Below are 15120 nucleotides of genomic sequence, written 5' to 3' on the forward strand. Positions count from 1 at the left end.
CCCCGGACCTCCTACAGCTTCTCCACCGGCGCGTACCGCAGCAGCAGCCGCTTCGGCTTGGCGTCGCCGAAGTCGATCGTCGCCTCCGCGTTCCCGCCCGTGCCCTTCACGGCCACGACCGTGCCGAGCCCGAACTGGTCGTGGGTGACCCGGTCTCCGACGGCCAGCGCGACCACCGGCTTCTCCGCCGTACGCCGTGTGGCGAAGCCGGACGCGCCCGACGCCGAGGAACGCGAGCGGGACGAGGACAGCGAGGCCGCGATCCCGGAGGCCGGGCCGGAGGACACCGGTGCCGTCGCTCCCGTTCGCTTCCAGTCCACATGGGTGGGCGGGATCTCCTCCAGGAAACGGGAGGGCGGGTTGTACGACGGCTGGCCCCAGGCGCTGCGCATCGCCGACCGCGTGAGGTAGAGCCGCTCCCGCGCGCGTGTGATGCCGACGTACGCCAGGCGCCGCTCCTCCTCCAGTTCCTTGGTCTGGCCGAGGGCGCGCATGTGCGGGAAAACGCCGTCCTCCATGCCGGTCAGGAAGACGACCGGGAACTCCAGGCCCTTGGCGGTGTGCAGGGTCATCAGCGTGATGACGCCGTCACCGTCCTCCTCGTCGGGGATCTGGTCGGAGTCGGCGACCAGGGCGACCTGCTCCAGGAAGTCGGCAAGCCCCACCGACTCGCCCTCACCGCGTTCCTGCTCGAACTCCAGGGCCACGGCCGCGAGTTCCTGGAGGTTCTCGATACGGGTCTCGTCCTGCGGATCGGTGGAGGCCTGCAGCTCGGCGAGGTAGCCGGTGCGTTCGAGCACCGCCTCCAGGACGGTCGCCGGTCCGGCTCCGGACTCGACGATCGTGCGCAGGTCCTCCATCAGCGCGTTGAACCGCTTGACCGCGTTGGTGGAGCGCGCGGCCATGCCGTACGCCTCGTCCACACGCTTCAGCGCCTGCGGGAAGCTGATCTTCTCGCGCTGGCCGAGAGCGTCGATCATCGCCTCCGCCCGCTCGCCGATGCCCCGCTTGGGCACGTTGAGGATGCGGCGCAGCGGCACCGAGTCCTCGGGGTTGGCGAGAACGCGCAGGTAGGCCAGGACGTCCCGGACCTCCTTGCGTTCGTAGAAGCGGACCCCGCCGACGACCTTGTAGGGCAGGCCGACGCGAATGAAGATCTCTTCGAAGACACGGGACTGGGCGTTGGTCCGGTAGAACACGGCGACGTCGCCGGCCTTGGCATCGCCCGCGTCGACCAGGCGGTCTATCTCGTCGGCGACGAACTGCGCCTCGTCGTGCTCGGTGTCGGCGACGTAACCGGTGATCCGCGCGCCCTGGCCGGCGTTGGTCCACAGGTTCTTCGGGCGGCGGGACTCGTTGCGCTCGATGACCGCGTTGGCGGCGGACAGGATCGTCTGCGTGGAGCGGTAGTTCTGCTCCAGCAGGATCGTCGTCGCGTTCGGGTAGTCCTCTTCGAACTGCAGGATGTTGCGGATCGTCGCGCCCCGGAAGGCGTAGATCGACTGGTCCGCGTCACCCACGACGCACAGCTCGGCGGGCGCGAGGTCGTACTCGCCGGGCGGGGTGTCGGCCTCGTCGGCGCGCTCACCCGTGCCGACCAGCTCGCGGACCAGGGCGTACTGGGCGTGGTTGGTGTCCTGGTACTCGTCGACCAGGACGTGCCGGAAGCGGCGGCGGTAGTGCTCGGCGACGTCCGGGAAGGCGCGCAGCAGGTTGACCGTCGTCATGATCAGGTCGTCGAAGTCGAGGGCGTTCGCCTCGCGCAGCCGCGACTGATAGAGCGCGTACGCCTGGGCGAGGGTCTTCTCGAAGCCGTCGGTGGCCTGGGCGGCGAAGTCCTCCTCGTCGATCAGTTCGTTCTTCAGATTGCTGATCTTGGCGCTGAACGACTTCGGCGGGAAGCGCTTGGGGTCGAGTTCCAGATCGCGGCAGACCAGGGCCATCAGACGTTTGGAGTCCGCGGCGTCGTAGATCGAGAACGACGACGTGAAACCGAGCTTCTTGCTCTCCCGGCGCAGGATGCGCACGCACGCGCTGTGGAAGGTCATCACCCACATCGCGTTCGCGCGCGGGCCGACGAGCTGCTCGACGCGCTCCTTCATCTCGCCCGCGGCCTTGTTGGTGAAGGTGATCGCGAGGATCTGGCCCGGATGCACGCTCCGCTCGGCGAGGAGGTGGGCGATGCGGTGGGTGAGCACACGGGTCTTGCCGGAGCCGGCACCGGCGACGATGAGCAGCGGGGAGCCGGCGTGCACGACCGCGGCGCGCTGGTTGTCGTTCAGCCCCTCCAGGAGGGCTGCCGCGTCGAGCGCGGGGCGGGGGGCGCCGTCGCGGTAGTAGGCGTCCCGGTCCGGCGGCACGTCGAACCTGCCGCCGAACAGGTCGTCCGGAAGCGGCTCCGGAGCGTGATCGTCCTCGGGTGGCGGCGGGGGCTCCTCCTCGCGCCCGCGAGGGGGCTGGAGGTCCGCCAGGAAGCTGTCGTCAAAGAGGCTGCTCATCGCTCTACGAGTCTAGGGCGCCCCACCGACAACCGGTCGCCGTCCCGCGAAGACGGCCCCACGGGCGAAAGCGGCGAACACCTTCCGCACGGCCCTCACGCTGGGGAATCGTCCGATGACGAGAACGTGATCCTGAGCCCAGATCACGAAAATGTATCGGACATATCACGCACCAACCTTCACACTAGTCACACCAGTTGGCTAGGTTGCCGTCAGGCCGCGTGCGCGGCCTCCGCCGAGTCCGGCGCGCCCACTTGGCGCCCGGAGCCGGGGACCCACCGATCCTGGGGTGAATCGGCCGACTCCCGCCCGGGACGACGCCGTAGGGCAACCCTTCCGAACCACCGCCCGAACCCGACAGCTAACCCGGTAGGCGGAGCATTGGAAGGAGTCGCCTCCCTTGGCGTCGCACCGCAAGCCGCGCCCCGGCGGGACCACCGGAGCGGGCATCCGCACCCCCGCCCTCGCCACCGCCGCCCTCACCTCCATGGCCATGCTCTCGCAGACCGCCGAGGCCGCCCCGAGAACCGATCACGCCAAGCCGAGCCTGGAGGAGGTCGAGAAGAAGGTCGACGACCTGTACCGCCAGGCGGAGTCGGCGACCGAGAAGTACAACGCGAACAAGGAGCGGACCGGGAAGCAGCGGAGTCGCGTCGACGCCCTGCGCGAGGAGGTGGCCCGGCGCACCGACCGCCTCAACAAGGCCCGCGAGGAACTGGGCACCTTCGCCGCCGCCCAGTACCGCACCGGCGCCGCCGCTCCCGACACGGCCACCTTCCTGCTCGCGGACAGCCCGCAGGACTACTTCGACCAGAGCCAGCTGATGAACCGGCTGACCTCCCGGGAGAAGCGCGCGGTCGACGACTACATCGGCGAGCAGGCCGCGACCATGAAGAAGCGGCGGGAGGCCGCGGAGAGCCTGCGGACGCTGACCGACTCACAGCACGACCTGCAGACCGCCAAGACGACCGTCCAGCAGAAGCTCGCCTCCGCGCGCGAGCTGCTGTCGCGGCTGACGGCCCAGGAGAAGGCGCGGCTGGCCGCCATCGAGCGGGAGAAGCAGCAGGAGGCGGCGCGCAAGGCCGCCGAGCTGGCGAAGCGGCAGGCCCAGCAGCAGTCCGACTCGTCGTCCTCGTCGTCGTCCTCGTCGTCGTCCTCGTCGTCCTCGTCGTCCTCATCCTCGTCATCCTCGTCGTCGTCCGGGTCCGGGTCGGCCGGTTCCACGGCGTCCGGCGCGTACGACACCAAGGCCGAGAAGGCGATCGCCTTCGCCCGCGCGCAGATCGGCAAGCCGTATGTGTGGGGCGCCACCGGGCCGGACTCCTACGACTGCTCGGGCCTCACCCAGGCCGCCTGGAAGGCCGCCGGCGTCTCCCTCCCGCGCACCACGTACGACCAGGTCGACGCGGGCACCACGGTGTCACTGGCGAACGCGCGGCCGGGCGATCTGATCTTCTTCTACGACGACATCAGCCACGTCGGCGTCTACATAGGCAACGGCATGATGATCCACGCCCCCAAGCCGGGCGCGTACGTCCGTGAGGAGTCGGTGTACTACGGCGGAGAGTCGATCATCCACAGCGTGGTCCGGCCGGGCTGACCGAGCCGGTTCCCTCCGCTCCACGCACGCGTACCGGGGTTTTCGCCCTCCACCCACGCGTGCCCTTCCGGGCCGGGACCGCGCGGCTCCCTAGCATCGGCGCATGTCCGGCATCTCGGGTCTGCGTACGTGGTGGGCGGAGCGGCCTCCCGCGGCCGGGGCCGCCGTGATGGCGACCGGCATCCTGTCGGTGGGCCTGCAGCTGACCGGCGCGGAGACGGTCTCCCGGCCGGCGCTGGCGCTGACCGCCGTCGCCTGGGTGGCGCTGGCCGCCGACTTCGCCCTGCGGCTGCTCGGTCAGCGGCAGCGCTGGGTGGCCGAGGCGCAGAGCCCCGGCGCGCTCAACGCCGTCGCCGCGACCACCGTGCTCGGCACCGGGATCTCGGCGCTGGGCCGGCAGACCCTCGCCGAGGCGCTGCTGGCGCTCGCGGCGCTGCTGTGGCCGGTGCTGCTGGTCACGGTCGTACGGCACTGGAGGCGGCGCATGCCGGGCTCGGTGTTCCTGTGTTGTGTGGCCACACAGGGGCTCGCCGTACTGGCCGCGACACTGGCTGCCGCAGAGCGCCGGGCGTGGCTCGCGCACACCGCGCTGGTGCTGTTCTGGCTGGGTCTGGTGCTCTACGGTCTCGCGCTGGCCCACTTCGACGCACGGCAGGTATGGGAGGGGGCCGGCGACCACTGGGTCGCGGGCGGGGCGCTCGCGATCTCGGCGCTGGCGGGAGCGAAACTGCTCATCGCCGCGGATGCGGGCCCGTACCTGTGGGACGACGACGACCGCGCCGTGCTGCGCACCACGACGGTCGCACTGCTCGTGCTGGATCTGGCGTGCTACCTCGCCCTGCTGGCCGCCGAGGCGGCGCGGCCGCGGCGCGGCTACCACGTGCTGCGGTGGGCGACGGTGTTCCCCATGGGGATGACGGCGGCGGCGACGCTGTCCGTCGCGACCGCCGTCGGCCTCCCGTGGCTCCGATGGCCGGGACGGGTGCTGCTGTGGGTGGCGGTGGCGGTGTGGCTCACGGTCGCCGCCGGTGCGGTGCTCGCGGCCCGCGCCGGCGGCAGGGACGGCTGACCGTCAGGTCCACAGCACGGCGATGAAGACGTTCGCCATGGTCAGCAGGCCGACCAGCCCGAACGCGCCCTTGTCGATCTTCTCCTCGTCGCGCTTCACATAGACCAGCCCGAGGATCACGATCAGCAGCGCCAGCTTGACGCCGATCTTGATGGTGTTGACGTGGTGGTCGTCGGCCTGGTTGAGACCGACCAGGGCCACACCGGTGACCAGCATGGTCAGCGCGCCGTGCAGCATCCCGGGCACGAAGCGGGCCGTGCCCTGGCCCATCGCCTTCATCTGGGTGAGGAAGCCGCCGAGCAGCGCGGCGATACCGATGATGTGCAGGCCGACGAAGAGATGGATGAGTACGTCCATGGAGCCGGAGCCTAATTCGTTGGTAACAGCCCCAGGGACGGCAGGGTGCCGTTCTGGGGGTGTTCGAGTGGTGAGGGCCGTCACGCCTTGTCGGAGCTGGGCTCACGAGGCCTCTGGTTAGACCGCGCGGCCGGCTCTCACGCTCGTGGTGCTGGCGATCGCGTGGACGCCGGGTGGATACCTATTGCGGCGCCGGCCTCGAGGCCTCCGGTTAGACCGGTGGCGCCCGGCGTCTTTGCGGCCGCCAGCACCACGAGCGGTGTTGACGCCCGTGGCCTCAAGGCGTGTGCGGGCTCATCACCGATCACCCGGGCTTCTGGCAAGAAGTCCAGCGTCACCCGCCGAGGCGTGAAGAACGACCGGCTCAACCACGCCGGCCACCTCTGGGCCTTCGCCGCCCTGACCGCCTCGCCCGGAGCCAAGACCCACTACCGCCGACGACGTGACAAGCACGGCGACTGGCACGCCTCCGCATTGCGCAACTTGTTCAATCGCATGGTCGGCCAGCTCTACCACTGCCTGCAACACGGCGAGCACTACGACGAAGCGCAGGCCTTCCCGTCCCCGCTGGAAGGGCTCGAAGCCCCTGCGGCCGCCTGAGCCCAGCTCCTACTCCGGGATAACCAGGCCGAACTCGCGCAGTCGAGGCAAACAGGCATCCAGGCAGGCCTCCACAGACACGGCATCCGTGCGCACCAGAAGATCTTCGCGGAACGGGCTCCCGCTCGCCACGAACGTCCACGGCTTCACACGGTCGCGCATGCGCTCCGCATCGGCCTTGAACAACACCGTGACCCCCTGCTCGGCCAACGCTTCCATCACCCGCACCACGTCCACCGAAGCCCCCTTGCGTCCGTAATCGAACAGGCGGCAAAGCTACACCGCATCTCAGCAACCGACTTGACGGCTTGGGAGCGTGAGGCGTCTAACCAGCGGTGTGCGGGCCCTCTGTCACCGGGCCCGCCCCCAGCGGTCGATGATCTTGTGCAGGGAAACCCGCATATATGCGCCCCATAGCACTCTGCCCCTCCCGCCCGCCCCGGTTTCCGCGCATCGGTCACTACGCTGCGTGAAGGCGACGACTCCAGACCGGCGGCATAGTCACATACGGTCACTTCCCGGTCTGTCCAGACCAGTTCCGTACACCGCGTTACCTGGTTGTCACAGTCCGTTCTAGCGTCCTCCTCCAGGTGACCGGCTCCCCACCGCCGCCCGGGCCAGGGACGGCCGTCGGCCACCACCACCGAGAGGTCCGGCGGTGGCCCGCTCCCCCTGTGCGGGCCGCCGCCGGACGCGACGTACGGGCCACTCGGTCGGGCCGCCCGGCCGGACCTTCGGCCGTACGCGTCGTACGGAAGGACGTGACGGCCCAGGTGGCAGCACACCGCAAGCCCCGGCAACGCTCGCTCGGTGGCCCTACGGCCCGGACGGCCGCCACGCTCGCCCTGGCGGGCGCGGCCACCGCGACGGGGTTCGACGGGACGGGCCACGCCGAGACACAGCTGACGCCGGCCCAGGTCAGGGCCGAGGTGGACGAGCTGTACCAGGAGGCCGAGACCGCGACCGAGAAGTACGACGGCGCGAAGGACGAGGCGGACACGGCGCAGCAGCGGCTGAACGCGCTGCGGGACGAGACCGCCCGCAAGCAGGAGAAGCTCAACTCCACCCGGGAGGCACTCGGTTCTTTCGCCGCGGCGCAGTACCGCGACGGCGGGTTCGCCCCGGCCTGGCAGCTGGCCCTGTCCGGCGACCCCGACCAGTACCTGGACAACGCCGCGCTCGCGGAGCGGGCCGGCGACCGGCAGGCCTCCACCGTGTCCCGGGTGCGCGAACAGTTGCGGGAGATCGAGCGGTTGCGCGGCGCCGCGCGCGTCGAGCTGACGTCGCTGCGGGCCCGGCAGGCGCAGCTCAGACGGCAGAAGGAAGCCGTGACCGGCAAGCTGGCCAAGGCCCGTCGGCTGCTGGCGCGGCTCACCCCGCAGCAGCGCGGCCCGGTCACCGGTGACGGCGTCGCGCCGGAACGTACCTCCCGCTCGGCCTCGGACGCCCGTGAGACGCTGCGGCAGGCCGGGCCGGCCGCCCCGAACGCGCGCGCCGCCGCGGCCGTCTCCTACGCCTACGCCAAGCTCGGCAGCCCCTACGTGTGGGGCGCGTCCGGCCCGAACGCCTTCGACTGCTCGGGGCTGGCCCAGGCCGCCTACCGCGCCGCCGGCATCACCCTGCCCCGCACCACCTACACCCAGATCAACGCGGGCCGGCGCGTCTCCCGCTCCGAACTCCAGCCCGGGGACCTGGTGTTCTTCTACTCCGGGATCAGCCACGTCGGCATCTACGTGGGCAACGGGCAGATGATCCACGCGCCGAACCCCTCCGCCCCGGTGCGGCTGGCCCCGGTCGACCTGATGCCGTTCGCGGGGGCGACGCGGGTGGTGTAGGGGCGGCGCCGTAAGGGTCAGACCAGCCGGCGGGCCGTCGCCCAGCGGGTCAGTTCGTGGCGGTTGGAGAGCTGGAGCTTGCGCAGCACCGCCGAGACGTGGGACTCGACCGTCTTCACCGAGATGAACAGCTGCTTGGCGATCTCCTTGTAGGCGTAGCCACGGGCGATCAGCCGCAGCACCTCGCGCTCGCGCTGGGTGAGCCGGTCCAGGTCCTCGTCCACGGGCGGGGCGTCGGTGGAGGCGAAGGCGTCGAGGACGAACCCGGCCAGCCGCGGGGAGAAGACGGCGTCGCCCTCCTGGACGCGGAAGATGGAGTCGACCAGGTCGGTGCCGGTGATGGTCTTGGTGACATAGCCGCGGGCGCCGCCGCGGATCACACCGATCACGTCCTCCGCCGCATCGGACACGGACAGCGCGAGGAAACGGACGGGCCGCTCGGCGTCCGCCGTCAACGCCGCGCACCGGCGCAGCACTTCGACGCCGCCGCCGCCCGGCAGGTGCACGTCGAGAAGGACCACCTCGGGCCGGGTCGCGGTGATGACCGTGACCGCCTGGTCGACGTCCGCGGCCTCGCCAACCACCTCCACGCCGGTCTCGGCGGTCTGCCCGATCTCGGCCTGGACGCCGGTGCGGAACATACGGTGGTCGTCCACGAGCACCACCCGCACGTGCCGTCCGCCCGCGCCGCCGCCGGCCCCGGACCCGGCCGCCTCGGGGACTCCCGCCGTGCCGTTCGCCTCGGTCGCGTCGCTCATGACGTCTTCTCCGCCCTCTCCATCTCCAGCTCGATCTCCGTGCCGCCGCCCGGCACCGACCGCAGCCGGGCCGTGCCGCCGTGGCGCTCCATGCGGCCGATGATCGATTCTCTAACGCCCATGCGGTCGGCGGGTATCGAGTCGAGGTCGAAGCCCGGGCCGCGGTCGCGCACGGACACGAAGACCGTCTTACCCTCGACCTCGGCATAGACCTGTACGGCACCGCCCTCGCCACCGTACTTGGCGGCGTTCACCATCGCCTCGCGCGCGGCCTGCATCTGTGCGCCGGTCCTCTCGTCCAGCGGGCAGTCGCCGACGATGACGACCTCTATGGGCACCCCGTGCTTGTCCTCCACCTCGGCGGCGTTGCGCCGCACCGCCTCGGCGACCGTGTCCGGCTCGTCGGCCTCGTCCTTGCCGGTGCCCTCCGGCTTGTACAGCCAGGTGCGCAGGTCGCGTTCCTGTGCACGGGCGAGGCGGCGCACCTCGTTCGCGTTGTCGGCGTTGCGCTGGATCAGGGTGAGGGTGTGCAGCACGGAGTCGTGGACGTGGGCGGCGACCTCCGCGCGCTCCTGGGCCCGGATGCGCATCAGGCGCTCCTCCGACAGGTCCTGCGTCATCCGGACCAGATAGGGGCCGGCGAGGAGTGTGATGCCGACGAGGACGGCGAGGGCCGCCTGCAGGACCGCGCCGAGGTGGGCGGCCGAACCTTGCAGCACGAAGATGGCGGAGACACCGGCCGTGACGAGCAGGACGCCGCCGGCCGCGCGCAGCAGGGTGAGGGTGTGTCGCCGGCGGCCGACCTCCACCCAGCGGGCCCGGCGGGCGTTGTCCGCCTGACGCCAGACGAGGGCGACACCGGCCGCGACGAGGACGGCGGGCACCAGATACATCTTGGCGCCGCTGCCCAGATTGACGCTGCTGACGAAGACCACGGACACGATGACCATGAGCAGCAGCGCGACGATCTGGCCCTTGTCCGGCTTGCGGGCCACGAGTCTGCGGCGGCCGTCCGGCGCGCTCTCGCCGCCGACGAGCGACTGCCTCTGCTCGACGACTCCGCCCACGCCGAGCGGGACCCAGAACCAGAAGGCCGCGTACAGCAGCGCTCCGAATCCGTGAGCCATGAACAGGCCGACGAAGGCGAGCCGCACCCAGATGACGGGCAGCCCGAGATGCCCGGCGAGGCCCCGCGCCACTCCGCCGAGCCAGCGTCCGTCGCTGCTGCGGTAGAGCTTGCGCGGCGGCCGCGGGTCGTCGACTGGCAGGGTTGCGGCTTCCGGCATGCCAACGATGGTCACACGGCCGGCGGGGCCAGGCATCAGGGTCGGCCCCCGAGACGCCCCTGATCTTCGGCCGGGCCGGGTCGGGGAGCACCGCACGGCGGCGTCGCCGCGCTGGTCGAACGGTTCCCCGCCCCGCCTCAGGGCCGATTTCAGGGTTCGGCCAGGGTCGTCCCGACTGCCGCGGCGGCGGACGGGCCGTCACCATGGACACATGACGGATCACGAGCACGCCGCGACGGGTCCGGGACCCGGCCCCGGCCCGCGCCCGGTCCCGGGCACCGGGCCGACGGATGCCGCGCCCGCCGCGACTCAGAAGACGGGAGCGGCCACCGCCGGCACCGACACGCACGTCGACGCACAGCAGCAGCACCGGGAGCATTCCGCCGTCGCGGCCCCCGAGCTGTTCCGGCGCGACCGCCGGCACAAGATGATCGCGGGCGTGTGCGCGGGCCTCGGCCGGCAGACGGACATGGACCCGGTGATCTTCCGGATCACGCTGGCCGTGCTGTCGGCGACCGGCGGGATCGGTCTGATCTTCTACGGCTTCGCCTGGCTCCTCGTGCCGTACGAGGACGAGGAGGAGAACGAGGTCCGCAAGCTGCTGACGGGCCGGATCGACGGCCAGGCGCTCGCCGCCGTGCTGTTCGCCCTGGTCGGCTGCGGGATCTTCCTGACCATGCTGAGAAACGGCGGTGTGCTGGCCTTCGCCGTCGTGCTCTCCCTGCTGCTGGCGGGCGCCGGGTACTGGTCGCGGCGCCGCGGTGCTCCCGACACCGACCCGCTCGCCGCGCAGGCCGCCGCCGACGCCCCGCCGGAGGCCCAGGCCCCGCCGGTCGTCACCACCTATCCGTCCTGGTGGCGGGACCCGATCGTCAAGGACGGAACGCATGTCGGCGGCACCGGCTATCTGTGGGGTCCCGGCGACGCCCGCGACCCGGACCTCACCTCGGTGATCGACGTGGGTATCGCCACCCCCTGGACGCACCCCGGCTCCCCGCAGCCGCGGCCCGCCGCGCACCCGAGACCACGCGGTCCGCGCTGGATCGGCGGCTGGGTGTTCCTGCTGGCCCTGGTGGTGGGCGGCCTGGGCACCGGTCTGACGTGGGACACGCATCCGCTGGGCGCCAGTCTGCAGGCCGGTCTGGCGTGCGCGCTGGGGGTCTTCGGCCTGGGTGTCGCGGTCAGTTCGTTCCTGGGCCGCACCGGGGCCGGGACGGTGTTCCTGGCGATCATCACCGCGGCCCTGCTGGCCGGGGCGGCGGCCCTGCCCAAGGACATCACCACCCACTGGAGGGACACCTCCTGGAGGCCCGCCGCGTCGGCGCAGGTGCGGTCGGCCTACGACCTCGGCAGCGGGCGCGGCACCCTGGACCTGAGCCGGGTGCATCCGGGCACGGGGCGGACGGTCACGACCGACGCCCATGTGGGGGCGGGGCAGCTGAAAGTGATCCTGCCGGCGGACGCGACCGTGCGGATGAAGATCGACGTGGGCGTGGGCGACATCCGGTTGCCCGGGGACAGCAGAAAGGACGTGGACGTGCAGCCCGACCGGTACAAGGTCGTGACGCTGGCTCCGGCCAAGGACGGCAAGGACGCCGGCACGCTGGATCTGACGCTCGGGGTCGGTCTGGGACAGGTGGAGGTCAGTCGTGCTGCGTCATGAGTTCCAGCCCGGGAAGCTGGTCGCCGGACTGTTCCTCGCCGCCACGGGCGCGGTGTTCGCGGGGGACGCGGGGGGCCTGTGGGAGACGCCGTGGTTCGCGGCCGTCCCGCTGGTCGTGGGCGGTCTCTGCCTCGCCGGTGTCGTGGCGGCCGTGGGTCGGGCCGTGCGCAGACGGGGTGGCGCCGAGAGCGGCTGAGCGCTCCGCCGGGAGGCCACGATGTGCCGCCGTGCGGCCGCCGGCTCGTCGGCTCGTCGGAGACCGTACGACCGCCGTCCGGTCATGCGGCCGCCCGGCCCGGCCCAGGGCCCACCGAGCCACCCCGTGCCCGCCCAGCCGTCCGGCCCACGCAGGGCCCGCCCAGCCGCCCAGAGCCCGCCCAGTAGTCCGGACCCGCCCAGGCGTCCGGTCGGCTAGCGGTAGCCGTCCAGCGGCGGCCGGCGCCGGGCTCGCCAGGCCGCGTCGAGGGAGAGATAGGGGGCGCCGGCGAGGACCAGGGGGAGCCAGGCCATCAGATAGGCGAGGTCGTTGCCGTAGTAGTAGGGGCTCGTCGCCCAGCTCACCGTGAGCCACAGGCTGAGCGAGATCAGCGCACCGCCGAGCGCGGCCAGCCGGCCGAGCAGCCCGATCAGGGTGGCGATGCCGACGGCCAGCTCACCGAGGGCGATGGCGTAGCCGAAGCCGACCGGGGCCTTCAGGGCCAGGTCGACCAGGGCGGGGACGGCGGCGGAGTCGCGGGCGGCGCGCATGGTCTCGCCGATGGACCCGGCACCGCCGGACTTCATGAAGGCGCTGTCGGTGAGTTTGTCCAGGCCGGCGTAGATGAAGGTGACGCCGAGGAAGACGCGCAGGGGAAGGAGCGCGTAGTGGTTGGCGGTCTCCCGCCAGCCGCGGGGGCCGTTCAGCCTGGTGGTGTGCGTGTCCGTCCGGATGCCGTGCGTCATCGTCGCCAGCCGCCTCTCGCCCGCCGTGCCACTACTCCCTCATGTGACGATACGTATGACAAGGGGAGGCGGTTCAACCCCGTCCCGGGTGTTTTTCCGGATTTCGGCGCCTCGGGGCCGTCCGGTCGTGTGTGCCGTTCACTCGGTCACCTGGACGATGCACCGGTTGGTCGCGACCCCGGCGGCGGTGACCACCTGCACCTCCACCGCCCCGGGTTCCACGTCGGCCGGTACGGGCACGGTCAGGAGGTTGTCCGTGGGATTGCGGAAGCCGCCGGTGACCGGGACCAGCGGGACGTGGACGTCGACCGCGCCGATGCGGACGACCATGCGGGAGAGCCGCTCGGCGGTCTGCGCACCCGGCGGGACGAAGCCGGCTCCGCGGATCTCGATGTCGTCGCCGGTGCGGATCGGACCGTCCAGGTCGCCGGGTTCACGGGCGCGGACCACGGACAGGACGACTGGGCGGCCGCCCTCGGCGTACTTGCCGGCCAGGTAGGTCGCGGCCGAGACCAGCACCACCAGGCCCAGCCCCCAGGGCAGGTCGGGCAGCTGGTCGGGGCGGCGGGCGAGCCGTACGGCGGCGAACAGCACGGCGACGGCGCTGATGGCGACGTACTGGATGTCGGCGAAGGCGCCCCGGCCGGAGTCGTCGGTGAGCAGATCGGCGGCGCGCGGCCGGTACGCCGGTACCTTCTGCAGCCGTTGCGTGAGGATGCGCAGGCCCACCACCCGGCGGACCAGGACGGCGATGCCGCACACCACGGCGAGGACGGTCACCACGCCGGCGCCGCGCGCGAGGTCGAGGCCCGAGATCAGCGCGTCGCGTTCGGCGTGTTCGGAGGCGGCGGCCAGCCGGGCGGCCAGCAGCAGGACGGCGTAGCCGACGAACAGCACCCAGCCGGCGGCCACGGTGCGGGAGGTGGACATCCGGTTGTCCTCGCCGATCACCGGGGCCAGCGCCCCGCCGCGCGCCCGGTGCAGCCAGGAGGCGGCGCTGAGCGTGGTGGCGACCACGAGCGCGGCGGCCAGGGCCGCGGTGCGGGGGCCGGTCCAGCCCGTGCCGACCGCGGTGAGCGCCTCGCCGAGCAGCAGCGCGAGGACCGCGCCCCACACCGTGCACACCGTCCGCAGCCACAGCCGGGCGAGCCGGGCCTCGCCCTCGGCGCGCCCGCGTTCGGCGACGGCCTCCGCCCGTTGGGTCAGTTCCTCGGAGACCCACTGGCGCGACGCCGAGGCGGAGTGCGCCACGCCCACCGGCAGGCCCTGCCCGGCCGCGTACCCGTCACGCAGGCGCAGGAACGCGGCGACGGCCCTCCGGTGCCCCTCGCGGGCGCCGTGCGGGCAGTCCCCGCAGGTGCAGCCGCCCCCGTGGATCCCCTCGGCACCCGTGTCCTGCCCCGCCTCCTGCACCGCCACGCCCGGCGCCCGCCTTCCCCACGACCTTCCGGCACGGCCGGCGGTGCCCCGTTGGAGGCCTCGCCGCCGTGCAACTCCCCTGCATCGAAAGCGAATTGTTCCCTATGCCGGGCCGTCAGGAGCCCTCGGAGCGGGTCACGGCGGGTGAAGTACGAGCCGTTGTGTTGACCCGGCTGCGAGAATTTCCGTATGGCCGAGATCATCCAGCGGGACGGGACCTGGGCCTTCGACGGCAGCACGATCCGGATCACCCCCGGGCTGCACCGCCGCGTACCGCTGTTCCGGCAGACGTACGGGGAGGTCTCCGTGCCCCTGGAGGCGGTCTCGGACGTCGTCTGGGAACCCGAGCGGGGGCGTGGCCGGCTGCGGATGCGGCTGCGCGAGGGCGCGGACCCGCTGCTCCAGGCGACGGGAGGGCGGCTGCCGGACCCGGCCGACCCCTACCGGCTGACGGTGGACGCGAACCGCGGCGGGGTCGCGGAGTACGTCGCCGAGGAGATCCGGCAGGCCCTGCTCCTGGACCGGGTCCCCAAGGAAGCCACGCACGCCTATCTGCTGCCGGGGCCGCCGGTGCCGGTGTCGGTGCGGTCCTCCGACGGCACGGTCTCCTTCGACGGCGCGCAGGTGCGCATCGACTGGGCCGACACCTCCGGCCGGGTCAAGCGCGCGACCGGCCCGCGGATCATCGCGCTCCGCGACCTGGTGCAGGTGGAGTGGCTGCCCAACCGCGGGTACGAGGACGGCTTTCTGCGGTTCGTGACGCCGGAGACGGTGTGCTCCAAGCTGCCGCCCGAGCGGGACCCCTACACCCTGGACCTGTGGGGCAGTGTGCGGCGCGATCTGCTGACGGCGCTGGTCGCGACGGCCGTCACCGCCCGGCTGCCGCATCCGTCCCTGCGCACGGGCACCGCCTTCGACGGCCGGGACGGGCGGGACGGGCGGCGGCCGGCCGTGCCGGGGCAGGCCGATCACCATGACGTCCTGTTGCGCCGGCTGCGGGAGTTGGGCGAGCTGCACCGGGACGGGGTGCTCACGGACGCGGAGTTCGCGACGACCAAGGCCGCCGTGCTCAGAGGCTTCGGCTGAGGGGACG

The 15120-nt window shown here is 72.2% G+C and carries 13 protein-coding genes, 1 pseudogene and 1 riboswitch; of the genes and pseudogenes, 7 read left to right on the forward strand and 7 right to left on the reverse strand.

Annotation, left to right across the window (positions count from 1 at the left end):
• Positions 1-11: 11 nt before the first annotated feature.
• Positions 12-2498 (reverse strand): DNA helicase PcrA, encoded by a 2487-nt coding sequence (gene pcrA, locus IE244_RS07620; protein WP_191871841.1) that lies wholly within the window; start codon positions 2496-2498, stop codon positions 12-14.
• Positions 2499-2735: 237 nt separating this feature from the next.
• Positions 2736-2891: riboswitch (cyclic di-AMP (ydaO/yuaA leader) on the forward strand.
• A 7-nt stretch (positions 2892-2898) separates the two neighbouring features.
• On the opposite strand from pcrA, the gene IE244_RS07625 reads away from it, so the two are divergent.
• Both IE244_RS07625 and IE244_RS07630 read left to right on the forward strand, forming a co-directional pair.
• Entirely contained in the window at positions 2899-4098 is a 1200-nt protein-coding gene (locus IE244_RS07625) for a C40 family peptidase (protein WP_191871842.1), read from the forward strand.
• A gap of 103 nt (positions 4099-4201) precedes the next feature.
• A complete protein-coding gene (locus IE244_RS07630) occupies positions 4202-5167 on the forward strand; it encodes a tellurite resistance/C4-dicarboxylate transporter family protein (RefSeq protein ID WP_191871843.1) in 966 nt (321 codons plus the stop codon).
• Positions 5168-5170: 3 nt separating this feature from the next.
• Here the strand turns inward: IE244_RS07630 and IE244_RS07635 are convergent, their stop codons facing one another.
• On the reverse strand, positions 5171-5524 hold the full coding sequence (locus IE244_RS07635; protein ID WP_191871844.1) for a hypothetical protein: 354 nt from the start codon (positions 5522-5524) through the stop codon (positions 5171-5173).
• A 264-nt stretch (positions 5525-5788) separates the two neighbouring features.
• Here IE244_RS07635 and IE244_RS07640 point away from each other — a divergent pair.
• Positions 5789-6124, forward strand: a pseudogene (locus IE244_RS07640) (IS110 family transposase); the annotation flags it as partial.
• Positions 6125-6133: 9 nt separating this feature from the next.
• Here the strand turns inward: IE244_RS07640 and IE244_RS07645 are convergent.
• Positions 6134-6361, reverse strand: a complete 228-nt coding sequence (locus tag IE244_RS07645) for a hypothetical protein (protein ID WP_229853996.1) — start codon at positions 6359-6361, stop codon at positions 6134-6136.
• Positions 6362-6897: 536 nt separating this feature from the next.
• On the opposite strand from IE244_RS07645, the gene IE244_RS07650 reads away from it, so the two are divergent.
• The gene (locus tag IE244_RS07650) at positions 6898-7959 is read left to right on the forward strand and encodes a C40 family peptidase (RefSeq protein ID WP_191871845.1); all 1062 of its coding nucleotides are present in this window, start codon (positions 6898-6900) and stop codon (positions 7957-7959) included.
• A 17-nt stretch (positions 7960-7976) separates the two neighbouring features.
• On the opposite strand, the gene IE244_RS07655 is transcribed toward IE244_RS07650, so the two are convergent.
• A complete protein-coding gene (locus IE244_RS07655) occupies positions 7977-8717 on the reverse strand; it encodes a LuxR C-terminal-related transcriptional regulator (RefSeq protein ID WP_031171737.1) in 741 nt (246 codons plus the stop codon).
• Complete coding sequence (locus tag IE244_RS07660; RefSeq protein ID WP_191871846.1) at positions 8714-10039, reverse strand: ATP-binding protein; 1326 nt, start codon at positions 10037-10039, stop codon at positions 8714-8716. Before IE244_RS07660 ends, IE244_RS07655 begins: the two co-directional genes overlap by 4 nt.
• Positions 10040-10214: 175 nt before the next feature.
• Between IE244_RS07660 and IE244_RS07665 the strand changes: the two genes are divergently transcribed.
• Entirely contained in the window at positions 10215-11666 is a 1452-nt protein-coding gene (locus tag IE244_RS07665; RefSeq protein WP_191871847.1) for a PspC domain-containing protein, read from the forward strand.
• Entirely contained in the window at positions 11653-11862 is a 210-nt protein-coding gene (locus IE244_RS07670) for a hypothetical protein (RefSeq protein WP_191871848.1), read from the forward strand. The genes IE244_RS07665 and IE244_RS07670 overlap by 14 nt, the downstream gene beginning before the upstream one ends.
• A 215-nt stretch (positions 11863-12077) precedes the next feature.
• Here the strand turns inward: IE244_RS07670 and IE244_RS07675 are convergent, their stop codons facing one another.
• Positions 12078-12608, reverse strand: coding sequence for a DoxX family protein (locus IE244_RS07675; protein ID WP_191871849.1), 531 nt, complete (start codon positions 12606-12608; stop codon positions 12078-12080).
• A gap of 138 nt (positions 12609-12746) precedes the next feature.
• Complete coding sequence (locus IE244_RS07680) at positions 12747-14027, reverse strand: hypothetical protein (protein WP_191871850.1); 1281 nt, start codon at positions 14025-14027, stop codon at positions 12747-12749.
• A 189-nt stretch (positions 14028-14216) separates the two neighbouring features.
• On the opposite strand from IE244_RS07680, the gene IE244_RS07685 reads away from it, so the two are divergent.
• Entirely contained in the window at positions 14217-15113 is an 897-nt protein-coding gene (locus IE244_RS07685; protein WP_191871851.1) for a DUF4429 domain-containing protein, read from the forward strand.
• Positions 15114-15120 lie beyond the last annotated feature (7 nt).

The sequence above is a fragment of the Streptomyces filipinensis genome (assembly GCF_014649495.1).
GTDB lineage: Bacteria > Actinomycetota > Actinomycetes > Streptomycetales > Streptomycetaceae > Streptomyces > Streptomyces filipinensis.

Bases quoted from the DNA above. Each gene is read 5' to 3' on its own strand.
- IE244_RS07675 (WP_191871849.1), bottom strand. From the start codon at position 12,608: ATGACGCACGGCATCCGGACGGACACGCACACCACCAGGCTGAACGGC.
- IE244_RS07665 (WP_191871847.1), top strand. From the start codon at position 10,215: ATGACGGATCACGAGCACGCCGCGACGGGTCCGGGACCCGGCCCCGGC.
- IE244_RS07655 (WP_031171737.1), bottom strand. From the start codon at position 8,717: ATGAGCGACGCGACCGAGGCGAACGGCACGGCGGGAGTCCCCGAGGCG.
- pcrA (WP_191871841.1), bottom strand. From the start codon at position 2,498: ATGAGCAGCCTCTTTGACGACAGCTTCCTGGCGGACCTCCAGCCCCCT.
- IE244_RS07660 (WP_191871846.1), bottom strand. From the start codon at position 10,039: ATGCCTGGCCCCGCCGGCCGTGTGACCATCGTTGGCATGCCGGAAGCC.
- IE244_RS07685 (WP_191871851.1), top strand. From the start codon at position 14,217: ATGGCCGAGATCATCCAGCGGGACGGGACCTGGGCCTTCGACGGCAGC.
- IE244_RS07635 (WP_191871844.1), bottom strand. From the start codon at position 5,524: ATGGACGTACTCATCCATCTCTTCGTCGGCCTGCACATCATCGGTATC.
- IE244_RS07630 (WP_191871843.1), top strand. From the start codon at position 4,202: ATGTCCGGCATCTCGGGTCTGCGTACGTGGTGGGCGGAGCGGCCTCCC.